This window comes from Pseudomonas oryzihabitans (assembly GCF_032027545.1).
GTDB lineage: Bacteria > Pseudomonadota > Gammaproteobacteria > Pseudomonadales > Pseudomonadaceae > Chryseomonas > Chryseomonas oryzihabitans_F.
Map to the genome: position 1 here is coordinate 53,503 of NZ_JAVSJB010000008.1, position 22,207 is coordinate 75,709.

The window sequence follows — 22,207 nt, forward strand, 5'->3', positions numbered from 1 at the left end:
AGATCAGACCATGACTACGCTCACCCTGGCAGTGGCCACCTCGGCGCGCGCCAATGCCTATCGCAAGACCGCCTGGCGGCTGATGCCCTTCCTGATGCTGTGCTACTTCTGCGCCTATCTGGACCGGGTCAACGTCGGCTTCGCCAAGCTGCAGATGATGAATGACCTGGCGCTGAGCGAAGCCGTCTACGGCCTCGGCGCCGGCATGTTCTTCCTCGGCTATTTCCTCTGCGAGGTGCCCAGCAACATCATCCTGCACAAGGTCGGCGCCCGCCGCTGGATCGCCCGCATCATGATCACCTGGGGCATCCTTTCGGGGCTGTTCGCCTTCGTCGAGACGGCCTGGCAGTTCTATCTGCTGCGCTTCCTGCTCGGCGTGGCCGAGGCGGGCCTGGCGCCCGGTCTGCTGCTCTATCTCACCTACTGGTTTCCCACCTACCGCCGCGCCCGCATGACGGTGCTCTGGTTCGTCGCCATTCCCCTGTCGGGCATGATCGGCGGGCCGCTGTCGGGCTGGATCATGAATCAGTTCGCCGGCGTCCACGGCTGGGCCGGCTGGCAGTGGATGTTCGTCATCGAAGCCATCCCCACGGTGCTGGTGGGGCTGATGGTGCTCGGCTATCTCAAGGACGGCGTGCAGCAGGCGACCTGGCTGGACGACGAGGAAAAGGCGCTGATCCAGAAGGAACTGGCCGAGGACAACCAGCACAAGACCGAGCACGCCAGCGTGCGCGACTTCATCCGTGATCGCCGGCTGTGGCTGCTGGCCGCCATCTACTTCTGCGTGGTCATGGGCCAGTACGCCATCACCTTCTGGCTGCCGACCCTGGTGCGCAATTCGGGGGTCGCCGATCCGCTGCACATCGGCCTGCTCACCAGCCTGCCCTACATGTGCGCCATCGTCGCCATGCTGCTGGCCGGGCGCAGCGGCGACCGGCACCGCGAGCGTCGCTGGCACCTGGTGATTCCCATGCTGCTGGGCGCCTGCGGCCTCAGCCTTGCCGCGGTCTTCGGCCACAACGTCACCCTGTCGATCCTCAGCCTGTGCCTGGCCGCGGCCGGCATCCTCTCCGCATCCTCGCTGTTCTGGATGCTGCCCACCACGCTGCTGGGCGGGGTCACCGCCGCCGCCGGCATCGCCGCGGTGAACAGCTTCGCCAACCTGGCCGGCTTCTGCTCGCCCTACCTGATCGGCTGGATCACCACCAGCACCGGCTCCAGCGCCATCGGCATGTTCCTCATCACCGGGGTGCTGGTGATAGGCGCCATGCTGGTCCTGTGCATTCCCGCCGCCCTGGTCAATCGCTAATCGAGGTACAGATCATGACCGCTTCTTCGCCACAACCCGCAACGCTCTCGCTGGCCGAGCGCGCCCACAACATCCGCCGCCATGCCCTGCGCATGGGCCAGATCCAGGGCCAGGGTTATGTCGGCCAGGCCCTGGGCGTCGCCGACGTCCTGGCCGTCGCCTACTTCCATGCCCTGAGCTACCAGCCGCAGGACCCCGACTGGGAAGGGCGCGACCGCTTCTACCTGTCCATCGGCCACTACGCCATAGCCCTCTACGCAGCGCTGATCGAGGCCGGCATCGTGCCGCAGGACGAACTGGAGACCTATGGCTGCGACGACAGCCGCCTGCCGATGTCGGGCATGGCCGCCTACACCCCGGGCATGGAGATCACCGGCGGTTCCCTCGGCCAGGGCCTGGGCATCGCCGTGGGCGCCTGCCTCGGCCTCAAGCGCAAGAACTCCGGCGCCTTCGTCTACAACCTGCTGTCCGATGGCGAACTCAACGAAGGCGCCACCTGGGAAGCGGCCATGTCGGCTTCCCACTGGCAGCTGGACAATCTCATCGCCCTGGTGGACGTGAACAACCAGCAGGCCGACGGCCATTGCCGCGAGATCCTGGCCTTCGAACCCCTGGCCGAACGCTGGCAGGCCTTCGGCTGGTTCGTCCAGCGCGTCGACGGCAACGACCGCGCGGCGCTGGTCGCCGCCTTCGATCGCGCCCGCCAGCACCCCGGCCGGCAGCCCCGGATCATTCTCTGCGATACCCGCATGGGCAAGGGCGTGCCCTTCCTGGAAACCCGCGACAAGACTCACTTCATCCGCGTCGAGGCGCACGAATGGGCCCTGGCCCTCGATGCCCTGGAGGCCGGGAGGGACTTCTGATGACAACCAGCACCGCCACCAAGCCACGCCTGACCACCTCGGCGATGATCGCCAGCATCGCCGCCGAGGGCCAGCCGACCCGACCGGCCCCCTTCGGTCACGCCCTGGCGGCCCTGGCCGAACAGCGCCAGGACATCGTCGGCCTCACCGCTGACCTCGCCAAGTACACCGACCTGCACATCTTCGCCAAGGCCCATCCCGAGCGCTTCTACCAGATGGGCATGGCCGAGCAGCTGCTGATGAGCGCCGCCGCCGGCCTGGCCCGCGAAGGCTACGTGCCCTTTGCCACCACCTATGCGGTATTTGCTTCGCGCCGCGCCTACGACTTCATCTGCATGGCCATCGCCGAAGAGAACCTCAACGTCAAGATCGTCTGCGGCCTGCCGGGGCTGACCACCGGCTACGGCCCCAGCCACCAGGCCACCGACGACCTGGCGATCTTCCGCGCCATGCCCAACCTCATGGTGATCGACCCCTGCGACGCCCTGGAGATCGAGCAGGCGGTACCGGCCATCGCGGCCCACCAGGGGCCGGTGTACATGCGCCTCCTGCGTGGCAACGTACCCCTGGTGCTGGATCGCTACGACTACCGTTTCCAGCTCGGCAAGGCCCAGGTGGTACGCCCAGGCCGCGACGTGCTGGTGGTGTCCACCGGCCTGATGACCATGCGCGCCCTGGAGGCCGCCGAGGCCCTGGCCGCGGATGGCGTGGACGTCTCGGTGCTGCATGTGCCGACCATCAAGCCGCTGGACGAAGCGACCCTCCTGGCGGAAGCCCGCAAACCGGGACGGCTGGTGGTGGCGGCGGAGAACCATTCGCTGATCGGTGGCCTGGGGGAGGCCGTCGCGACCACCCTGCTGCGCAACGGCGTGACGCCCACCTTCCGCCAGATCGCACTGCCCGACGCCTTCCTCGACGCCGGGGCGCTGCCGACCCTGCACGACCGCTACGGCATCTCCACCACCGCGGTCTGCCAGCAGATCAAAGACTGGTTGTAGGGCCGGGAGGGGGCGCCTGGTTACCCTCGGGATTGCACCGACGGAGCCAGGCGCCGCCAGGGCGATTCGAAGACTCGACGCCGCCCGCCCATCCGGGCAAGGTGGGCAGCTGTCTTCCATCGCCCGCTGGCCGCCATGTCCGATACCGATGAACTCACCCTACGCAAGCTGGAGATCTTCCTGGCCTTCATGCGCAGCCGTAACCTGGCGCGGGCCGCCGCCGAGCTGGGTACCAGCCATGTCAGCGTGCACCGCGCCATCCATTCGCTGGAGAGCGCCCTGCGCTGTCCGTTGTTCAAGCACGAAGGCCGTACCCTGACGCCGCTGGATGGCGCCTTCGTGCTGGAGGCGCGGGCCGAGCGACTGATGCAGGACCTGGCCGAGACGGTACGACTCACCCGGCAGGCCGCGGGCTTTTCCGCCGATCGCTTTCGCCTGGGCGCGCTCTATTCGCTGACGGTCAAGACCGTGCCCCAGCTGATCATGGGTCTCAAGCTCAGGCGCAGCGAACTCAACATCGACCTGGTGCTGGGTTCCAACGCCGATCTCGCCGAGCAGCTGCACAATCTCAAGCTGGATGCCATGCTGGTGGCCCTGGACGACGCCGTGGTGAATGCCGACTGCGAGAGCGTCGAGCTGTTCAGCGACGACATCTTTCTCGCCGCGCCCAGCGATTCGCCCTTCGCCGACCAGGCCGAGGTGGATCTGCGCGATCTGGCCGGCGTGCCCTTCGTGACCCTGACCCAGGGCTTCGCTACCTTTCGCGACGGTCGCCAGGTGTTCGCCCAGGCCGGTTTCGAGCCGGAGGTGATCATGCAAGTAAACGACATCTTCTCGCTGATGAGCATGGTCAGCTCCGGGGTGGGTTACGCGCTGTTGCCCGGGCGGGTCGAGGCGGTCTACCAGAGTCGCCTCAAGCTGCTGCCCCTGGCACCGCGCTACCGGCTGCAGCAGCGCATCGGCGCGGTGTTCCTGCGCAGCCGCGAGCGCGATCCCAATCTGCTGGCCTTCGTCGCCGAATGCCGGATGTACGCGCGCGGCTGACGCCGCGTCTCAACCGCCGACGACGGCGCGGGTTGCCAGGAACAGCAGCGAAGGGCCGAGCAGGCACCCCAGGGCCGTATAGAAGGCCGCCGTCAGGCAACCATAGGGCACCAGGCGCGGATCGGTGGCCGCGAGGCCTCCGGCCACGCCGCTGGAGGTGCCCATCAGGCCGCCGAAGATCACCGCCGTGCGCGGATTGTTCAGGCCGATGTAGGGCGCCAGGAAGGGCGTGGCGATCATCACCACGATGGACTTCACCAGGCCGGCGGCGATGGACAGCGCCATGACGTCGGAGCTGGCGCCGATGGCCGCGCCGGTCACCGGACCGACGATGTAGGTCACGGCGCCCGCACCGATGGTGGTGAGGCTCACGGCGTCGGTGTAGCCAAAGGCCAGGGCGATGGCGACGCCAGCGATGAAGGAAGAGAACACCCCCATCAGTAGGGCGATGACCCCGGCGATGCCCGCTTCGCGCAGTTCGCGCATGTTGACGCCGAAGGCCGTGGCGGCGATGGCGAAGTCACGCAGCATGGCGCCGCCGAGCAGGCCCAGGCCGCCCAGCAATGGCAGGTCGACCAGGCCCTTCTGGCCGCCACTGATGACCCCGCCGACATAGGCGAGCAGCAGGCCGAGAAAGATGGCGATGGCCGAGCCGTGCAGGCGACCGCGGGTGAGTTTGTCGGAGAGCCAGTAGGACACCCACATGATGACGCCGATGACGGCGAAGGAGGCGATCAAACCGTAGGACTGGGTGGTCTTGCTCAGGGCTTCGATCAGCATGGCGGTCACCGGGCGGTCTGGCTAAGGGGAGCAGGGGTGGCAGTGGCCGGCTTCTTGCGGCCCAGGCGATCGAGCACCGGCACCAGGGCGAAGGCGATACCCACTGCCGTCAGGCCGGCGAGGATCGCCATGGGGCCGCTGTGCAGGGCCCCCACCACGTTCTGCTGCGCCGCCATGGCGACCACGATGGGAATGTAGATGGCACTCCAGAATTCCACGCCCTGTTCGGTCTTGGGCTTGAGGCCGGTGCCTCGGTTGCTGATCCAGCTGCTGAAGAAGATCAGCAGCAACATGGCGATACCGACCCCGCCGACGTTGGCGGGCACGCCGATGAGCCGGCCCAGGACTTCGCCGATGAAGATACCGGCCAGGGTGCAGAGGGAAAGTAAAGCGACACCGTAGATGATCATTGTTGTTGTCCTCGGTTGTGCTTGGGGGGGTGAAGCCTGGCACTACGCTCGCTTTCACCCCCTCTCCCTCTGGGAGAGGGCCGGGGTGAGGGCAGCCGCCGTGTTTGAAGGTCTCTTTGGGTCCTGTGTGGGTTAGGTGGAAGCCTGGCACCGCGCTCGTTTTTACTCCCTCTCCCTAGGGGAGAGGGTTGGGGTGAGGGCAGCCGCCATACGGGGATGCTCAGTCCAGTCGCGCCGCCTCCTCGCGCCTGAGCGCGTCCAGGGTCTCGGGGTGGGTATCCTGCCAGGCCAGTACGCCGCTGGCGGGCAGCACGCGCCTGGCCAGTTGGCTGAGCACGCTGCCCGGCGCCAGCTCGATGGCCAGGCGCACGCCGCGCTCGCGGGCGGCTTCCAGGGTGGCGTGCCATTCGATGGGCCGCGCCATGTTGAAGGCCAGGTCGTCGCGCAACTGCTCGGCACGCACCAGCCGTCGTGCCGAGGTACCGCTCAGATAGGCCAGCCGGGGCGCGCGTAGCTCGACCTCGGCAAAGGCCTGATTCAGAGTCTGGGCGGCTTCGGCGAGCAGCGGGCAATGGGACGGCACGCTCATGGCCAGGCGCTTGGCCGCCGCGGCACCCTGGGTGCGCGCGGCTTCGGCCAGCACGGCCAGACCGGCATCGCTGCCCGCGACCACGTATTGCTGCTCGGCGTTGGCATTGGCCAGGTACAGCGGCGCGTCAGGGCGATGGTGGTCAGCGACCAGGCTCTCCACCGCGCCACGCCCCAGGCCTAGGATCGCCAGCATGCCGTAGCCGGACGGGTAGGCCGCCTGCATCAATTCGCCGCGACGGGCCACCAGGCGCAGCGCATCGGCGAAGTCCAGGGCCTCGGCCACCACCGCCGCGGCATAGGCACCTATGGACAGCCCGGCCACCAGCTGTGGCGCCGGTCCGCGATTCAAGAGCAGGCGCGCCGTGGCGACGCCGGCGATCAGCAGGCTCAGCTGCACGGCGCGGGTGTGTTCCAGGGCCTGGGCGGAGTCCAGGCTCAGGGGATCGAGGTCCAGCACCGCGGCGGTTTCCGCCAGGGTACGCCGGACCTCGGCGTCGTCGGGCAGGGCATGCAGCAGGCCGGGACGCTGGGCGCCTTGGCCGGGAAACTGGAAGAGGGTACTCATGCGGCGCGCGCCCCCGGCCAGGGATCGCTCACCAGCTGGGGACCGGCAGCGGTCTTGAGCAGCACGCGTGGGGCGTCTCCGGCCCAATCGGCCAGGGCCACGCCGCCGAGGGGGGTCTCCAGCAGGATATCCAGGCGGCACAGCGCCTGCGCGTGCAGGAACGCCAGCAATGCCCGCGCCTGCTCGCGTGGCAGCGGGGCGGCGCAGCGGATCAGCAGATCCAGATCGCTGCCCGCATGCAGGGCTGGCCAGCCGGAGGCCAGCTCGTAGCCCGCGGCGCCGGTGGGGCCCCAGGGCAGGCCCAGGTCATCCAACCGGGTTTGTACGCGGGCAAGAGTGTCGAAGACGGGCAGATCGCGGCAGCCGTTCGTGATCCGCAGCGCCTCGGGAGACCGCCGCTGCAGCACGACAGCAGGCTCCAGCCAGGCCGCCAGCCGCTCGGCGCGGGTGGTGCCGCGCAGGCCGACCGGGATGCGGCCGGGCTCAGGTGTCGCGCGGCGGACGACAACGGGCAGGCCGGCTTGGGCGACCTGGCGGGCCCAACCGGGGGCTTGCGCGGGCAGGGCGTCCGGGGTGAAGCCCCAGAGGAGGTCGTGAGGGCGGTGTTGGGCTTCGCCCAACGATCCCGCCATGCGCCCGCTCATCACGCCTTCCATCCCGCCCGCAGGCGATCGCGTACTGCGCGAGAGGCCGCGCGATTGGCGCCGTCCAGCCGCAGTTTGAGATCGGTGGCGCCGCTGGCGAGCACATCGGCCTGGGCCTCGGCCAGGGCCTGGCGTACCTGCTGCAGATCTGCGGCCGAGGGCTGGTCGGGCTGGGCCACTTCCAGCTGTCGCCAGAGCAGGCCCAGGGAGGCATAGCTGTCCAGGTCGTAGGCCATGGGCGGGATATCGGCGGCCAGGCGCTCCAGCTCCTCGACGCTGCGCAGGGTGACCCGCGCGGCCGAGGCCTTGCCCATGGCATGCACCTGCACCTGGGGATCGCGCAGGGCCAGCAGGCGATTGGCTTGGTAGCCATGGGCGAGAAAGCCGCCGGACATGGCCTTGCCCACCAGCAGGCCCAGCACCGGGTGCCCGGCCAGGCGCGCCTCGGCGTAGGCCCCGGCGGCCCCGGCCAGGGCCTGGTGGATGCCGTAGGCCTCCTCGCGGCGACCATAGGCCTGGCTGGGCACGTCCACCAGGGCGATCAGGGTGCGTTTCACCTGGGTGCCAGCATCCTCGGCGATGGCCTGCTGAATGGCCCGGGCCAGGCCCCAACCCTCCAGCAGACCGACCTCGCCCTGGCGGGCCCGGGGAAAGGGATTCTCGGCATCCGCTACCACCGCCAGCCAGCGCGCGGGGCGTCCGGCCAGTTCGAGGTCGGCGACGCGCAGGGAGGCGGGCAGGCCGGCGACGGTCTCGCCCTGGCCGGCCAGGGCCTGGAACCAGGTCAGGCCGCGTTGCGAAGGCTGGGTGCTCATGGCTGGTCTCCGGTGTAGAGGTGGCGAACCGCGGCGGCGTCCGCCTGGGGACGGGTGTCGAGATCGGCGAGGCGCGTCAGGTAGTGATCAACCTGCTGGCTGCGCAAGGCACCGGCAGCGCCCTGGTTGAAGCCCTGGCGGATGGCGGCGGTCACGGCGGCGCTGTCGTCGGCGACGAAGACGTCGGCCAGACCCGTGGCGACCCGCTGCTCGCCGCCGGTCAGGCTCCAGATGAACGGACGGTCGCGGGAATCGTATTCCTCGATGCCGGCTTCCTGCTCGATCACCTGGGGCCCGTTGAGTCCCAGGCGGGCCTCGCGGGTGACGATCAGCTGACTACACAGGCCCGCGGCGATGGACATGCCACCAAAGCAGCCGACGCTGCCGGCGATGACGCCGATGACCGGTTGGTGCGCGCGCAGGGCGACGATGGCCGCCTGGATCTCGGCGATGGCGGCCAGGCCCAGATTGGCCTCCTGCAGGCGCACGCCGCCGGTTTCCAGCAGCAGCACGGCGCGGGTCGGGGTGCCGGCGAGGTTGTCCTCCAGCGCCAGCTCCAGGGCACCGGCGATCTTGGCGCCGCCCACTTCGCCCAGGCTGCCACCCTGGAAGGCGCCCTCGATGGCGCAGACCACCGCGGGCTGGCCGTCGATCAGCCCCTTGGCCACCACCACGCCGTCATCGGCCTGGCAGACGATGCCCTGCTTGGGCAGCCACGGCGACATCAACCGTTCGAAGGGACCGACCAGCTCGCGAAAGCTGCCGGCATCGAGCACCACACGGGCCCGCTCGCGGGCGCCGAGTTCGACGAAGCTGCGGCTGTGCAGCAGCTCCTGGACATCGGGAAGAGGAGCTTCAGCCATGGGTGCTGTCCTCCAGGTCGAGGGTTTCCAGACCCTGCTCCAGGCGCAGGCGCACCACGCCCGGGGTGGCGCCGAAGTCGTGGATGTCCAGGGTCAGGGCCGGCAGGTCCTCGCGGGTGGCGAACAGCCGGTCGAAGAGGGCGCGCCAGCGCGGTTCGCTGCCGTTGACCGAGGTGGTCACCTTGAGGGTGAAGTCGGCGTTGGCGGGTTCGAGCAGGACTTCCAGGTCCCCCGAGCCGACACAGCCGACCAGGGCGCGACCCTGGCGGCGCTGGCTGGCCGGATAGCGGCAGGTGAAGTGTTCCATCAGAGGTCTCCAGGGAGCCATGGCTCCAGGCGATCGACGAGAAGGGTGGCGGCCAGCAGATCGGCGGCGCCGCCAGGGGAGGCATTGGCGGCCAGCAACTGGCGGTCCAGGGTCAGCAGCTGGCGCCGCCCGGCGAGACTGGCGCTGCCCCCGGCCTGCAGCACGGCGCGGGCGCCCTGGTGCATGGTGGTGAGGGCCGCCGGGCCGCCCCGGTGCAGCACGCAGGTATCGTCCAGCGCGGTCATGATGGCCAGCAGCGCATCCAGGCGCGCGTTCTGTTCGCCCGCACCGGCCTGGCGGCTGGCGCGTAACTGCGGCAGACCGCGCTGGTGGATGGCGGGAAAGCCCGCGGCGGCCTCGGCCCGGGCGCCACCGACGCCATAGCGCTGGGCGACGCGCTGGCCATGGCTGGGCGCCGCCTGGGGCGCGTCCGGATCGGGCAGGCTGGCCAGGCGCCCGGCCGCCAGGCACAGCGCCTGGGCGGAAGCCGGACGTCCATGCACGGTCGCCGTCACCAGCAGCCCCAGCGCCCAGATGGCGCCACGGTGAGTGTTGACCCCGTGGGTGACCTGCAGCATGGCGGCTTCGCCGTCACGCCCCAGTTGGCCGATCAGGCGGCGCAGGTCGGCGGCGGGCAGCTCTCGCTCGGCGGCTTCGGCCATGGCCTGGAAACAGGGCTGCAGGGCCTGGGCCGAGGTCAGCATCAGGCCAAGGCTGAGGTCACTGTGGGCGCCCTGGCCGCGGCGATCCACCAGGGCCGGCTTGGGCGAGAGTTCGGCTTCGTCCACCAGGGCCGTCACGGCCAGCTCGGCCAGACGCTCGGCGAGCGATGAGGTACGGCGGGCGAGGGCGCGCATCACCAGCTCCTGAACTTGGCCGGGGGTTGATAGAGGCCGCCGGACCACTCCACCAGCTCGCCGATGCTCTTGGCCGCGAGCAACTCGCGACTGGCATCGGTGCGGCGGATGCCGAGGTCCTCGGGCAGGGCCACCAGGCCTTCCTGGCGCAGGCGGCGGGCCTCGGCTGGATCGCTGCGCAGGCCGATGGCGGTGACCCCGGCCACGGCGGCGATCATCGCCCGGCGCTCTTCCAGGGAGCGGGCGCGGTAGAGATAGGCGATGCCTTCCTCGGTGAGCAGGTGGGTGACGTCGTCGCCATAGACCATGATGGGCGCCAGCGGCATGCCGCTCTTGCGCGCCACCTCCACCGCATCCAGGGTGTCGACGAAGGTGGGTTTGCCGCCTTCCTGGAAGGTTTCGACCATCTGCACCACCAGCTTCCTGCCGCGTTCGAGCAGGGCCGGTGCGCCGTCGCCGGTCTGCTGCCGCATGTCCAGCCAGGCCGGGGTGGGGTGCCGCCGACCGTGCGGATCATGGCCCATGTTGGGCGCGCCGCCGAAGCCGGCCAGGCGCCCGCGGGTCACGGTGGAGGAATGGCCGTCGCCGTCCACCTGCAGGGTGGCGCCGATGAAGAGGTCCACGGCGTATTGACCGGCCAGCTGGCAGAGCAGCCGGTTGGAGCGAAGCGAGCCATCGCGACCCGTGAAGAAGACGTCCGGGCGCTGGGCGATATAGCCCTCCATGCCCAGCTCGGTGCCAAAGCAGTGCACGCTTTCCACCCAGCCGCTCTCGATGGCCGGGATCAGGGTGGGGTGGGGATTGAGCGTCCAGTGCCGGCAGATCTTGCCCTTGAGGCCCAGGCGCTCGCCGTAGGTGGGCAGGATCAGCTCGATGGCCGCAGTGTTGAAGCCGATGCCATGGTTGAGCGACTGCACCTGGTGGCGTTCATAGATGCCGCGGATCGCCATCATCGCCATCAGCACGTGCACCGGCTTGATATGGCGTGGATCGCGGGTGAACAGCGGCTCGATATAGAAGGGCCGGTCGGCCACCACCACGAAATCTACCCAGTCCGCCGGGATGTCGACCCGGGGCAACTCGGACACGTCGTCCACCAACTGGTTGACCTGGACGATGACGATGCCGTCGCTGAAGGCGGCCGGCTCGATCAGCGCCGGGCTGTCCTCGGTGCTGGGGCCGGTGTAGATGTTGCCGGCGCGATCGGCCATGAAGCCGGCGCTGAGCACCACCTTGGGGATCAGGTCCACCAGCAGGCGGGCATAGAGTTCGATGTAGGTGTGGATGGCGCCGACCTCCAGCAGGCCGTCCTCCAGCAGCTGGCTGATCCTCAGGCTCTGGGTGCCGGCAAAGGAGAAGTCCAGCTTGCGGGCGATGCCGCGCTCGAAGAGGTCCAGGTGCTCGGCGCGGCCGACGCTGGGCATGATCATGTGCAGGTCGTGCAGCTTGGCCGGATCGACCTGGGCGAGGCTGCGGGAGAGGAAGTCGGCCTGCTTCTGGTTGTTGCCTTCCAGCACCACCCGGTCGCCGGAGGCGAGCAGGTTCTCCAGGGCCGCGACGATGGAGGCGGTGGGCAGCACCTTGCCATCGGCCAGCGTGGCCACCCGGTCCAGGCGCTGCTGCTTGTCGCGGCGGCGCCTGGCGATCCGAGCCGGTGGGGAGGATGTCGTTGTCATTGGAGTCTCCACGAATCACCTGTCGTGGAGTCACCCTAGACCTCGCCTCCCTGGCATTCAATCAACCTGAGGGTGGAATCGTTACGCTGAAGTTAACGATTCCGTCGGCATCAGGCGTTCGTGACCCGCTCAGGTCTTATCGACCGGTGTGAACACCGTAGTGGTCTTGGAGAACCAGCCGGTGGGGGTCACGTCGACGTTGGCGTTGTCGTATCTCAGGCTGTTCTGCACCTGCTTGAGGGTCAGGTTGGCCTGCCAGTATTGCTCGTGGCCCAGCTCCTGGCTGGCCCTGTGCACCAGGTCCAGGGTTTCCTGGGCGGGCAGCACCGCGGTGGAGTAGTCGACGTCGACGCCGGCCACCTTGAGGATCTCGCCGGCGCCCTTGGTATCGCCCTGCTGGATCTTCTCGCTGGCCTGGGCCACGGCCTGATTCTTCGCCGGGGTGGCGACATAGTCGTCGCGCAAGGCCATGCCGCTCCAGATCGGCAACCAGGACGTGGCCTTGGCGTCCTGTGAGGAGACCTGCATGAGCTTGCCGTCCTGACCGCGCAGGTCCTTGGCCGACTTGAGATAGGCGGTCTTGTCGGTCTGGGCCGTCTGCAAGGCGGCTTCGGCAGCGCCAAGCTGCTGCTTGGCTTGATCGGTGTGGCCTTCGAACAGGTCCTGGCGAGCGGCGACCACGTCCATGAAGGCCTGCTGGCCCTGCTGGGAGATCGCCGGCAGGGTGGCGACCTGCTGGGTGGCGACATCGGGACGGGTGTCGGCCAGGGCGGCGGTGGAAAAGACCGAGGCGATGGCCACGACCAGGATGCTTTTGGCGATACGACGATTGAGGTTCATGTGCTTCTCCCGGATGCGAAAGTAACTGGAACCGCAGGGATATCGGGCAGGGCTGCGCGATACCGTGAGGCCAGTGTCGATCCGGCGAGCTTAACGAACGCTTAGCTGGCTATCGGTAAATGTTACCGAGTGTTTCGAAGATGCTGGTGCCTGCCCAGCAACGCTATGGCTGGCCGCGAGTCGTCCGCCGCGGCCAGCCAGTGCCCGGTCCGCGAGTCAGCGCACCAGGCAGGGCCGTTTGTTATCGAAGGTCCAGTTGGGCGAGAGGAATTGCATGGCCATGGCGTCGTCCCGCGCGCCTAGGCCCTTGGTCTTGTACAGCTCGTGGGCCCGGGCCAGGGCGTCCAGGTCCAGTTCCACGCCCAGGCCACCCTGCTGCGGCACCGCCACCAGGCCACCCTTGATCTCCAGCGGCTGCCGGGTCAGGCGCTGACCGTCCTGCCAGATCCAGTGGGTGTCGATGGCGGTGATCTTGCCCGGCGCCGCGGCGGCGACGTGGGTGAACATGGCCAGGGAGATGTCGAAGTGGTTGTTGGAATGCGAACCCCAGGTCAGGCCCCAGTCGTTGCACATCTGGGCGACACGTACCGAGCCCTGCATCGTCCAGAAGTGCGGATCGGCCAGGGGGATGTCCACCGATTGCAACTGGATGGCGTGACCCATCTGGCGCCAGTCGGTGGCGATCATGTTGGTGGCGGTGGGCAGGCCGGTAGCGCGGCGGAATTCGGCCATCACCTCGCGTCCGGAATAGCCGTTCTCGGCGCCACAGGGGTCTTCGGCATAGGCCAGCACCTGGTGCTGGTCGCGGCACAGGCGGATGGCTTCCTTGAGCGACCAGGCGCCGTTGGGGTCCAGGGTCACGCGCGCCTCGGGGAAGCGCTCGGCCAGGGCGGTGACCGCCTCGATCTCGGCATCGCCGCTGAGCACGCCGCCCTTGAGCTTGAAGTCCTTGAAGCCGTAGCGGTCGTAGGCCGCCTCGGCCAGGCGCACCACGGTCTCGGGGGTCAGGGCCTCTTCGTTGCGCACGCGGAACCAGGCGTCGTCGCTCTCGGCTTCGCTGCGATAGTCCAGCGTGGTTTTGTTGCGGTCGCCGACATAGAACAGGTAGCCGAGCATCTCCACGGCATCGCGCTGCTGGCCTTCGCCGAGCAGGGCGGCCACCGGCACTTCCAGGTGCTGGCCGAGCAGGTCGAGCAGGGCGGCTTCCAGGGCGGTGACGGCGTGGATGGTGATGCGCAGGTCGAAGGTCTGCAGGCCACGGCCGCCGGCATCACGCCCGGCGAAGGCCTGGCGGACCTGGCCGAGGATGCGCTGGTACTGCCCCAGCGGCTGGCCGACGAGGAACTGGCGGGCGTCTTCCAGCGTCTGGCGGATGGTCTCGCCGCCGGGCACCTCGCCCACGCCGGTGCGGCCGGCGTTGTCCTTGAGGATCAGTACGTTGCGGGTGAAGTAGGGACCGTGGGCGCCGCTCAGGTTGAGCAGCATGCTGTCCTGGCCAGCGACAGGCACGACCTCCAGCGAGGTGACTACCGGGGTACTGCTGTGCAGGGCGGGGGTGGCGTTGAATTGCGTCATGGTCGGTTCCTTGTCGATCAGCGAGAGGTTTCAGCGGCGAGCGGCGCTTCGGCGGGCGGTGTGGCGACGCCACGCAACTCGACCCGCTTGATCTCGCCGACGACGAACAGGTAACTGATGGCCGCTACCAGGGCGTTGGCGCCGACGAACACCAGGGCCATCTTGAAGGAGCCGGTGGCGGCGATGATGTAGCCGATGATGATCGGGGTGGTGATGGAGGACAGGTTGCCGATGGTGTTGAACAGGCCGCCGGAGAGGCCGGCGATCTGCTTGGGCGAGGTATCGGAGACCACCGCCCAGCCCAGGGCGCCGATGCCCTTGCCGAAGAAGGCCATGGCCATGAAGCCCACCACCATCCAGTCGGCGTCGACGTAGTTGCAGAGGATCATGCTCATCGACAGCAGCATGCCGGCGACGATGGGCGTCTTGCGCGCCACGCTCAGGCTGTTGCCGCGGCGCAGCAGCCAGTCGGAGATCACCCCGCCGAGCACGCCGCCGATGAAGCCGCAGATGGCCGGCAGGGAGGCGATGATGCCGGCCTTGAGGATGGTCATGCCGCGCTCCTGCACCAGGTAGACGGGGAACCAGGTCAGGAAGAAGTAGGTGAGGGCGTTGATGCAGAACTGGCCCAGGTAGATGCCGGCCATCATGCGATTGGTCAGCAACTGGCCGATGTAACTCCACTTGGGGCCTTCGCTCTTCTTGCCAGGGGTATCCAGGTCGACCAGGCCGCCGTTGCTGGCGATGTAGTCGATTTCGGCGGCGTTGGCGCGTGGATGTTCGCGGGGGCCGTAGATCACCGCCATCCAGACCACCGAGAAGGCGATGCCCAGGGCGCCCATCACCACGAAGACATGCTGCCAGCCGAAGTGATAGACGATCCAGCCCATCAGCGGCGCGAACAGCACGGTGGCGAAGTACTGCGCCGAGTTGAAGATGGCCGAGGCGGTGCCGCGCTCCTTGGTGGGGAACCAAGCGGCGACGATGCGGGCGTTGCCGGGGAAGGAGGGCGCTTCGGCCAGGCCGACCATGAATCTCAGGGCGAACAGCAGGAATACCGCGGTGCCGATGCCGAATTCACCGATGTAGCCTTGCAGCATGGTGAACACCGACCAGGTGAAGATGCTCGCCGCATAGACCTTCTTCGAACCGAAGCGATCCAGCAGCCAACCGCCGGGGATCTGGCCGAGCACATAGGCCCAACCGAAGGCGGAGAAGATGTAGCCGAGGGAGACGGCACTGATGCCGAGGTCTTTTTGCAGGGCGGAGCCGGCGATGGAGATGGTGGCGCGGTCGGCATAGTTGATCGTGGTCACCACGAACAGCATGAACAGGATCAGATAGCGGACGCGGGTCTGCTTGGTGTCGTGCATGGAGAGCTCCCACTGGTTTGTTTTTGTGTGCGGGCTGACATCGTGTAGCGAGCTTATGTTGTAGGTCGTCTGACAACGATAGCGCTATCATTAACCAGATAACGCTATCGTTCAACCGCTAAATCTGCGGGTAGCTGCAAAAAATCGTGGTGTGGCGTTCCAGACGTCCGCAAGAATTGGCGAGTGATTTTTGTCCGGTTCGGCGCTCCGACCGGTCCAGTCGCCGCGACGAGCGATGGCAGGGCTAGGGCAAGGAGTGGCGCCGCCGCCCGGGCAAAAAGCGCCGCCAGCATGGTGTAGATGACGTCTGGAACAACACACTAGGAGCTCTGGCGTTCGAGGAGTTCGAATCCGGTATCCAGGTGCACGGCGGTCGAATCACCGGCCAGGCGGTCGAGCAGCGACTGGGCCACGCGATGGCCCATGGCATCGGCATTGACGCTGACCGTGGACAGCGCCGGGGTGGCGAAGCGGCCATTGGTGGTGTCGCCGAAGCCGACCACCGCCAGTTGCGCAGGGATTTGCAGGCCGCGGCTGCTGGCCTCGGCGACCACGCCCAGGGCCAGGGTGTCAGAGCTGCACAGCACCAGGTCCGGCGGTGCCGGGCGTCCCAGCAAGCGGGACAGGCCGATCCGCCCGACTTCCCAGGTGGCGGGCAGCGGTAGCACCTCCATGGGCAGTTCGTGGATACCCAGCTCGGCGAGCCGCGCCTGCAGGGCCAGGTTGCGGCGCATGGCGCGAGGATCGTCCACCGAGATCACCCCGAAGCGACGATAGCCGCGGGCGACGAAGTGCTCCGCCAGGGCCACGCCGACCTGCTCATGGGAAAAACCCACCTGCATGTCCAGGGCTTGGGTACTGAGGTCCCAGGCTTCCACCACGGGGATGTTCAGCGCCGCCAGCCGGGCGCGACTGGCCGGGGTGTGCAGGGTGCCGGTAAGGACGATGCCATCGGGGCGGCGGCCAAGGATGGCTTCCAGCAGTTCCTCTTCCTTTTCCGGCGAATAGCCGGTGGGACCGATCAGCGCCTGGTAGCCCGCCTCGGTGAGGCGATCCATGATCGCCTGCACCACGGTGGCATAGATGGAATTGGCGATGGTGGGCAGGAGGATGGCCACCAGCCGGCTCTTGCTGGAGGCCAGGCTACCGGCCAGCAGATTGGGCACGTAGCCCAGTTCCTTGACCACGGCCAGGACGTGCTCGCGGGTGGCGGCGCTCACGAGGCTCGGTCGGTGCAGGGCCCGGGACACGGTGATGGGCGACACCCCGGCGGCGAGGGCGACCTCGCGCACCGTGAGGGGCAACTCGGTGGTGCCATCGAGCTGGGCGAGTTCGCGTCGGGACTTCCTGGCCAAGACAGGTCCTTGGTGGGGAAAGGCGCCATTATGAGAGCAAACCCGGGCGGTTGCCATGGGCGCTTGCCAGAGCCTTCGCTAATCGGCCGCCGGATTGGCCCGGGCGCGACCAATCCGCGACTGGTTGGGACGACCCAGCTGCGTGGAGACGTGCTGTCCCACCTCGACCAGCCTGGCCAGGTCGAGGCCGGTCGCTATGCCCAGGCCGTCGAGCAGATAGACCAGGTCCTCGCTGGCGACATTGCCGCTGGCGCCCTGGGCATAGGGACAGCCGCCCAGCCCGGCGACGGAGCTGTCGAACACCGCGATGCCTTCGAGCAGGCTGGCATAGACGTTGGCCAGGGCCTGGCCATAGGTGTCGTGGAAGTGCCCGGCCAGTTGGCTGAGCGGCACCTCCCGTCCCAGCCGCTGCCAGAGCGCCCGGGTTCGGCTGGGAGTGCCGACGCCGATGGTGTCGCCCAGGGAGACCTCGGCGCAGCCCAGCTCCAGCAGCTCGCGGGTCACGCTGGCCACCTGGTCCGGGGCGATCGCGCCGTCGTAGGGGCAGCCCAGCACGCAGGACACATAGCCGCGCATCCGGATGCCCGCCGCCCGCGCGCCCTCGACCACGGGCACGAAGCGCGCCAGGCTCTCGGCGATGGAACAGTTGATGTTGCGCTGGGAGAAGCCCTCCGAGGCGGCGGCGAACACGGCGATTTCGTCCACCCCCGCCGCCAGGGCGGCTTCGAAACCTTTCAGGTTGGGTACCAGTACCGAACGGACCACACCCGGCGGCCGCCCGAGTCCCGCCAGCACCTCGGCGGTCCCGGCCATCTGCGGCACCCAGCGGGGCGAGACGAAGCTGCCCACCTCCAGATGCTGCACGCCGCTGGCGATCAGCGTCTTGCACAGCTGGATGCGCTCGGCGATGCCCAGCGCCTGGGGCTCGTTCTGCAGGCCATCGCGAGGTCCGACCTCGACCAGCCGTACCCGGGTCGGCAAGGTATCGCTCATGACGGCGACTCCTCCAGCTCCACCAGCGGCGCGCCCTCGGCCACCAGTTCGCCAGGGCTGCAGAACAGCGCCGCCACGACACCGGCATGGGGCGCGCGGATGCTGTGCTCCATCTTCATCGCCTCCAGTATCACCAGCGAGGTACCGGCTTCCACGGCATCGCCGACGGCCACCGGTACGGCGACCACGCTGGCGTTCATCGGCGCGGTGAGCCCGCCCGCATCGGTCTGGCGCTTGACCTCGGCCAGCGGATCGGCCCAGGTGACGGCTTCGAGGCGATCCTGCCATTCGATAAACAGCGTCTGCCCACGGCGATGGGGGCGGGCGCTCTGGCGGAGGCCGTCCGCCTGCCAGTGGAGCCGATCATCGCTCAACTCGACGGCCACCGGGTCGACCAGGGTCAGGTTGCGCACCTCGCCGCGACAGGCCAGCCGCAGCGCCATGCGCGGCGGTCCACCCAGGCGCCAGCCCTGGCGGGACGCCCAGGGTGACGTGGGATCGGCAGGGGCCGGCAGCGTCTCCAGCCAGGCCTGGCCCGCCAGGGTCCAGAAGGCCTCCGGCAGCTCGCCGGGTGCGGGCAGCAAGGCCGCCTGGTGACGCTCGATGAAACCGGTGTCCAACTCCGCCGCGGCAAAGGCCGGATGGGCCAGCAGACGCTGCAGGAAGGCGAGGTTGGTGGCGAAGCCGCCCACCGCGGTGTCGTCGAGCATGGCCAGCAAGCGCTTGCGCGCCTGTTCGCGATTGTCGCCCCAGGCGATCAGCTTGGCCAGCATGGGATCGTAGAAGGGCGACACCTCGTCGCCTTCCTCCACGCCGCTGTCCACCCGCCGCCCCGGACCGGGCGTGGGCTCGCGATAGAGCTGCAGGGTGCCCGAGGCCGGCAGGAAGCCCTGGTCGGTATCCTCGGCATAGAGGCGTACCTCGATGGCATGGCCGTGCAGGGGCACCTGGGCCTGGGTCAGGGGCAGAGGTTCGCCAGCGGCCACGCGCAGCTGCCAGGCCACCAGGTCCAGGCCGGTGATGGCCTCGGTGACCGGGTGCTCCACCTGCAACCGGGTGTTCATCTCCATGAAGAAGAAGTCGCCGCGGGCATCGAGCAGGAATTCCACGGTGCCGGCGCCGACGTAGCCGATGGCCTGGGCCGCTTGCACCGCCGCCTCGCCCATGGCCCGGCGCAATTCGGGCGTGAGACCCGGCGCGGGGGCTTCCTCGATCACCTTCTGGTGGCGGCGCTGGATGGAGCAGTCGCGTTCGTTGAGATAGAGGCAGTGGCCGTGCCCGTCGGCGAACACCTGGATCTCCACGTGGCGCGGTTGCAGCACGTATTTCTCCACCAGCATCCGCGCATCGCCGAAGGCCGAGACCGCTTCGCGCTGGGCCGAGGCGAGGCCTTCGGCCAGGTCGGCTTCGCGTTCGACGATCTTCATGCCCTTGCCGCCGCCGCCGGCGGTGGCCTTGAGCAGGACCGGATAGCCGATGCGCGCCGCGGCGTCGCGAAAGCTGGCCAGGGACTGGTCCTCGCCGTGATACCCCGGCACCAGGGGCACTCCGGCGTCGGTCATCAGCGCCTTGGCCGCGGACTTGCTGCCCATGGCGCGGATCGCCGCCGCGGGTGGCCCGACGAAGACCAGCCCGGCCGCGGCCACCGCCTCGGCGAAGGCGGCGTTCTCGGAGAGAAAGCCGTAGCCGGGATGGATCGCCTGGGCGCCGGTGGCCAGGGCGGCGGCGATGATGCGCTCGCCCAGCAGATAGCTGTCGGCCGGCTTGGTCCCGCCCAGGTCCACCGCCTGGTCGGCCTGGCGCACGTGGCGGGCGCCGGCATCGATGGCGCTGTGCACGGCGACGGTGCCCAGGCCGAGGGCCTTGGCGGTGCGCATCACCCGGCAGGCGATCTCGCCGCGGTTGGCGACCAGCAGACGGTCGAAGGTCATGGCGAGTTCTCCTGCCAGGCGGGGCGACGTTTCTCCAGGAAGGCCTGCAGGCCTTCCTGGGCTTCGGGGGTGACGCGCACCTCGGCGATCAGCCCTTCGGTGAAGGAGCGCACCTCGGCGCGGGGTGCGCCGGCGCCAGCGCCGTCCAGCAACCGCTTGCAGGCGCGCAATGCCTGGGGGCCGTTGTCCAGCAGCCGGGCGATCCAGGCCTCGACCAGGGCTTCCAGATCGGCGGCTGCGGTGGTCTCGGCCACCAGGCCCAGCTCGGCGGCGCGTTCGCCGGAAAAGCGCTCGGCGCCGAGCATGTAGCGCCGCGCTGCCCGCTCGCCCAGGGCGCGGATCACGAAGGGCCCGATGACCGCCGGCACCAGGCCGATACGTACCTCCGACAGGCAGAAGGTGGCGTCACTGGCGGCCAGGGCCAAGTCGCAGCAGCTGACCAGGCCCACGGCGCCGCCAAAGGCCGCGCCCTGGACCACCGCCAGGGTGGGCAGCGGCAGGGCCTGCAGGCGATACATCACCTCGGCCAGCCGCTCGCTGTCGGCGCGGTTGGCGGCGGCGTCCAGATTGGCCGAGGCCTGCATCCAGGCCAGGTCGGCGCCGGCGCAGAAGTGCCGCCCCCGACCGCGCAGGAGCAGGAAGCGCAGTTCCTGATCGCTGGCGATCTCGGCCAGCACGGTGCCCAGCTCCGCGATCAGCTGCGCATCCAGGGCATTGTGGCGATCCGGGCGGTCGAGCCAGAGGGTGGCGAAGCCGCGCGGATCACGGATCAGTTCCAGGGTGTGGAAGTCAGTCATGGCCTACATCCGGAAGACGCCGAAGGTCGTCGGCTCGAGCGGGGCGTTGAGACTGGCCGACAGGGCCAGGGCGAGGACCTCGCGGGTCTGGGCCGGGTCGATCACCCCGTCGTCCCACAGCCGCGCGCTGGAGTAATGGGCATGGGCCTGGCGCTCGTACTGCTCGACGATGGGGGCCTTGATGCGCGCCGCCTCTTCGTCGTCGAAGGCCTGGCCAACGCGTTCGGCCTGCTCACGCTTGACCTGCACCAGCACCCCTGCCGCCTGCTCGGCACCCATCACGCCGATGCGCGCGTTGGGCCACATCCACAGGAAGCGTGGATCGTAGGCGCGACCGCACATGCCGTAGTTGCCGGCGCCAAAGCTGCCGCCGATGATCACGGTGAACTTGGGTACCCGGGCGCAGGCCACCGCAGTGACCAGCTTGGCACCGTGCTTGGCGATGCCGCCTTCCTCGTATTTCTTGCCGACCATGAAGCCGGTGATGTTCTGCAGGAATAGCAGCGGGATGCGTCTCTGGCAGGCCAGTTCGATGAAGTGCGCGCCTTTTTGCGCCGATTCGGCGAAGAGGATGCCGTTGTTGCCGAGTATGGCCACCGGATGGCCGTGCAGATGGGCGAAGCCGCAGACCAGGGTGGTCCCGAATTGCGCCTTGAATTCATCGAAGACACTGCCGTCCACCAGTCGCGCGATCACCTCGCGCACCTCCAGCGGCTGCTTGGGATCGGCCGGGACCAGGCCGTGCAGCTCCTCGGCCGGGTACAGCGGTGCGCTGGGCGTCTTCAGTTGCAGCTCGCCCAGCTTGCGCCAGTTGAGGTTGGCGATGCAGCGCCGCGCCAGGGCCAGGGCATGGGCATCGTTTTCGGCATAGTGGTCGGCCACGCCGGAGGTACGGCAGTGGACATCGGCGCCGCCCAGTTCCTCGGCGCTGACCACCTCGCCGGTGGCGGCCTTCACCAGCGGCGGGCCAGCGAGAAAGATGGTGGCCTGCTGGCGCACCATGATGGTCTCGTCGCTCATGGCCGGCACATAGGCGCCGCCGGCGGTGCAGGAGCCCATGACCACGGCGATCTGCGGGATGCCCTGGGCGCTCATGGTCGCCTGGTTGAAGAAGATCCGCCCGAAGTGCTCGCGATCGGGGAAGACGTCTTCCTGGCGCGGCAGGTTGGCGCCGCCGGAGTCCACCAGGTAGAGGCAGGGCAGCCGATTCTGCAGGGCGATGGCCTGGGCGCGCAGATGCTTCTTCACCGTGAGCGGATAGTAGGAGCCGCCTTTCACGGTAGCGTCGTTGGCGATGATCATGCACTCGACGCCCTCGATGCGGCCGATGCCGGCCACCACCCCGGCGGCCGGTACCTCTTCCTCGTAGACGTCGAGGGCGGCCAGGGCGCCGATCTCCAGGAAGGGCGAGCCCGGGTCCAGCAAGAGATCGATGCGCTCGCGGGGCAGCAGCTTGCCACGCGCGGTATGACGCGCCTGGGCCTTGGCCCCGCCGCCTTCGCGGATGCGCGCCAGCAGTTGGTCGAGCCGCGCCAGTTGCGCGGCCATGGCGGCGGCGTTGCGCTGGTAGTCCGGGGTGCGCCGGTTCAGCGTGGAGGTCAGCACGGTCATGGCAGGCTCC

The 22,207-nt window shown here is 68.7% G+C and carries 21 protein-coding genes; 4 read left to right on the forward strand and 17 right to left on the reverse strand.

Annotation, left to right across the window (positions count from 1 at the left end):
* Positions 1-10 precede the first annotated feature (10 nt).
* From RND78_RS15190 to RND78_RS15205, 4 genes are all read left to right on the forward strand, one after another.
* Positions 11-1,309 carry an MFS transporter gene (locus tag RND78_RS15190; RefSeq protein ID WP_312729910.1) on the forward strand — a complete coding sequence of 433 codons (1,299 nt, stop codon included), beginning with the start codon at positions 11-13 and terminating at the stop codon, positions 1,307-1,309.
* A 14-nt stretch (positions 1,310-1,323) separates the two neighbouring features.
* Positions 1,324-2,172: a transketolase gene (locus RND78_RS15195; RefSeq protein ID WP_312729911.1), complete on the forward strand. Its 849-nt coding sequence runs from the start codon at positions 1,324-1,326 to the stop codon at positions 2,170-2,172.
* Positions 2,172-3,170, forward strand: a complete 999-nt coding sequence (locus RND78_RS15200) for a transketolase family protein (RefSeq protein ID WP_312729913.1) — start codon at positions 2,172-2,174, stop codon at positions 3,168-3,170. The genes RND78_RS15195 and RND78_RS15200 overlap by 1 nt, the downstream gene beginning before the upstream one ends.
* Positions 3,171-3,305: 135 nt before the next feature.
* Complete coding sequence (locus RND78_RS15205) at positions 3,306-4,214, forward strand: LysR family transcriptional regulator (protein WP_312729916.1); 909 nt, start codon at positions 3,306-3,308, stop codon at positions 4,212-4,214.
* A gap of 9 nt (positions 4,215-4,223) precedes the next feature.
* Here the strand turns inward: RND78_RS15205 and madM are convergent, their stop codons facing one another.
* The 17 genes from madM to RND78_RS15290 form a co-directional block, all read right to left on the reverse strand.
* Entirely contained in the window at positions 4,224-4,991 is a 768-nt protein-coding gene (gene madM / locus RND78_RS15210) for a malonate transporter subunit MadM (protein WP_158891037.1), read from the reverse strand.
* Between the two features lie 8 nt (positions 4,992-4,999).
* Positions 5,000-5,404, reverse strand: a complete 405-nt coding sequence (gene madL, locus RND78_RS15215; protein ID WP_312729918.1) for a malonate transporter subunit MadL — start codon at positions 5,402-5,404, stop codon at positions 5,000-5,002.
* A gap of 220 nt (positions 5,405-5,624) precedes the next feature.
* Positions 5,625-6,560: a malonate decarboxylase subunit epsilon gene (gene mdcH, locus RND78_RS15220; protein ID WP_312729920.1), complete on the reverse strand. Its 936-nt coding sequence runs from the start codon at positions 6,558-6,560 to the stop codon at positions 5,625-5,627.
* Positions 6,557-7,192 (reverse strand): malonate decarboxylase holo-ACP synthase, encoded by a 636-nt coding sequence (locus RND78_RS15225; protein ID WP_312729921.1) that lies wholly within the window; start codon positions 7,190-7,192, stop codon positions 6,557-6,559. Before RND78_RS15225 ends, mdcH begins: the two co-directional genes overlap by 4 nt.
* An 11-nt stretch (positions 7,193-7,203) precedes the next feature.
* Positions 7,204-8,019 carry a biotin-independent malonate decarboxylase subunit gamma gene (gene mdcE / locus RND78_RS15230; RefSeq protein WP_312729923.1) on the reverse strand — a complete coding sequence of 272 codons (816 nt, stop codon included), beginning with the start codon at positions 8,017-8,019 and terminating at the stop codon, positions 7,204-7,206.
* Positions 8,016-8,882 carry a biotin-independent malonate decarboxylase subunit beta gene (locus tag RND78_RS15235; protein ID WP_312729925.1) on the reverse strand — a complete coding sequence of 289 codons (867 nt, stop codon included), beginning with the start codon at positions 8,880-8,882 and terminating at the stop codon, positions 8,016-8,018. Before RND78_RS15235 ends, mdcE begins: the two co-directional genes overlap by 4 nt.
* On the reverse strand, positions 8,875-9,189 hold the full coding sequence (locus tag RND78_RS15240; protein ID WP_133860715.1) for a malonate decarboxylase subunit delta: 315 nt from the start codon (positions 9,187-9,189) through the stop codon (positions 8,875-8,877). Before RND78_RS15240 ends, RND78_RS15235 begins: the two co-directional genes overlap by 8 nt.
* Positions 9,189-10,046 (reverse strand): triphosphoribosyl-dephospho-CoA synthase, encoded by an 858-nt coding sequence (locus tag RND78_RS15245; protein WP_312729930.1) that lies wholly within the window; start codon positions 10,044-10,046, stop codon positions 9,189-9,191. The genes RND78_RS15240 and RND78_RS15245 overlap by 1 nt, the downstream gene beginning before the upstream one ends.
* Positions 10,046-11,722, reverse strand: a complete 1,677-nt coding sequence (gene mdcA / locus RND78_RS15250) for a malonate decarboxylase subunit alpha (RefSeq protein ID WP_312729931.1) — start codon at positions 11,720-11,722, stop codon at positions 10,046-10,048. The genes RND78_RS15245 and mdcA overlap by 1 nt, the downstream gene beginning before the upstream one ends.
* A gap of 129 nt (positions 11,723-11,851) precedes the next feature.
* Entirely contained in the window at positions 11,852-12,562 is a 711-nt protein-coding gene (locus RND78_RS15255; RefSeq protein ID WP_312729932.1) for a YfdX family protein, read from the reverse strand.
* 216 nt (positions 12,563-12,778) lie between these two features.
* Entirely contained in the window at positions 12,779-14,137 is a 1,359-nt protein-coding gene (gene gudD / locus RND78_RS15260; protein WP_312729934.1) for a glucarate dehydratase, read from the reverse strand.
* A 17-nt stretch (positions 14,138-14,154) separates the two neighbouring features.
* Entirely contained in the window at positions 14,155-15,510 is a 1,356-nt protein-coding gene (locus tag RND78_RS15265) for an MFS transporter (RefSeq protein WP_312729935.1), read from the reverse strand.
* Positions 15,511-15,830: 320 nt separating this feature from the next.
* Positions 15,831-16,865, reverse strand: coding sequence for a LacI family DNA-binding transcriptional regulator (locus tag RND78_RS15270; protein WP_312729937.1), 1,035 nt, complete (start codon positions 16,863-16,865; stop codon positions 15,831-15,833).
* Between the two features lie 78 nt (positions 16,866-16,943).
* Positions 16,944-17,858: a hydroxymethylglutaryl-CoA lyase gene (locus tag RND78_RS15275; protein ID WP_312729939.1), complete on the reverse strand. Its 915-nt coding sequence runs from the start codon at positions 17,856-17,858 to the stop codon at positions 16,944-16,946.
* A complete protein-coding gene (locus RND78_RS15280) occupies positions 17,855-19,789 on the reverse strand; it encodes an acetyl/propionyl/methylcrotonyl-CoA carboxylase subunit alpha (protein ID WP_312729941.1) in 1,935 nt (644 codons plus the stop codon). Before RND78_RS15280 ends, RND78_RS15275 begins: the two co-directional genes overlap by 4 nt.
* Entirely contained in the window at positions 19,786-20,586 is an 801-nt protein-coding gene (locus tag RND78_RS15285) for an enoyl-CoA hydratase-related protein (RefSeq protein WP_312729943.1), read from the reverse strand. Before RND78_RS15285 ends, RND78_RS15280 begins: the two co-directional genes overlap by 4 nt.
* Before the next feature lie 3 nt (positions 20,587-20,589).
* Complete coding sequence (locus RND78_RS15290) at positions 20,590-22,197, reverse strand: carboxyl transferase domain-containing protein (protein WP_312729945.1); 1,608 nt, start codon at positions 22,195-22,197, stop codon at positions 20,590-20,592.
* Positions 22,198-22,207 lie beyond the last annotated feature (10 nt).

Bases quoted from the DNA above. Each gene is read 5' to 3' on its own strand.
- RND78_RS15190 (WP_312729910.1), top strand. From the start codon at position 11: ATGACTACGCTCACCCTGGCAGTGGCCACCTCGGCGCGCGCCAATGCC.
- RND78_RS15195 (WP_312729911.1), top strand. From the start codon at position 1,324: ATGACCGCTTCTTCGCCACAACCCGCAACGCTCTCGCTGGCCGAGCGC.
- RND78_RS15200 (WP_312729913.1), top strand. From the start codon at position 2,172: ATGACAACCAGCACCGCCACCAAGCCACGCCTGACCACCTCGGCGATG.
- RND78_RS15205 (WP_312729916.1), top strand. From the start codon at position 3,306: ATGTCCGATACCGATGAACTCACCCTACGCAAGCTGGAGATCTTCCTG.
- madL (WP_312729918.1), bottom strand. From the start codon at position 5,404: ATGATCATCTACGGTGTCGCTTTACTTTCCCTCTGCACCCTGGCCGGT.
- mdcH (WP_312729920.1), bottom strand. From the start codon at position 6,560: ATGAGTACCCTCTTCCAGTTTCCCGGCCAAGGCGCCCAGCGTCCCGGC.
- RND78_RS15225 (WP_312729921.1), bottom strand. From the start codon at position 7,192: ATGGCGGGATCGTTGGGCGAAGCCCAACACCGCCCTCACGACCTCCTC.
- mdcE (WP_312729923.1), bottom strand. From the start codon at position 8,019: ATGAGCACCCAGCCTTCGCAACGCGGCCTGACCTGGTTCCAGGCCCTG.
- RND78_RS15235 (WP_312729925.1), bottom strand. From the start codon at position 8,882: ATGGCTGAAGCTCCTCTTCCCGATGTCCAGGAGCTGCTGCACAGCCGC.
- RND78_RS15240 (WP_133860715.1), bottom strand. From the start codon at position 9,189: ATGGAACACTTCACCTGCCGCTATCCGGCCAGCCAGCGCCGCCAGGGT.
- RND78_RS15245 (WP_312729930.1), bottom strand. From the start codon at position 10,046: ATGCGCGCCCTCGCCCGCCGTACCTCATCGCTCGCCGAGCGTCTGGCC.
- mdcA (WP_312729931.1), bottom strand. From the start codon at position 11,722: ATGACAACGACATCCTCCCCACCGGCTCGGATCGCCAGGCGCCGCCGC.
- RND78_RS15255 (WP_312729932.1), bottom strand. From the start codon at position 12,562: ATGAACCTCAATCGTCGTATCGCCAAAAGCATCCTGGTCGTGGCCATC.
- gudD (WP_312729934.1), bottom strand. From the start codon at position 14,137: ATGACGCAATTCAACGCCACCCCCGCCCTGCACAGCAGTACCCCGGTA.
- RND78_RS15265 (WP_312729935.1), bottom strand. From the start codon at position 15,510: ATGCACGACACCAAGCAGACCCGCGTCCGCTATCTGATCCTGTTCATG.
- RND78_RS15275 (WP_312729939.1), bottom strand. From the start codon at position 17,858: ATGAGCGATACCTTGCCGACCCGGGTACGGCTGGTCGAGGTCGGACCT.
- RND78_RS15280 (WP_312729941.1), bottom strand. From the start codon at position 19,789: ATGACCTTCGACCGTCTGCTGGTCGCCAACCGCGGCGAGATCGCCTGC.
- RND78_RS15285 (WP_312729943.1), bottom strand. From the start codon at position 20,586: ATGACTGACTTCCACACCCTGGAACTGATCCGTGATCCGCGCGGCTTC.
- RND78_RS15290 (WP_312729945.1), bottom strand. From the start codon at position 22,197: ATGACCGTGCTGACCTCCACGCTGAACCGGCGCACCCCGGACTACCAG.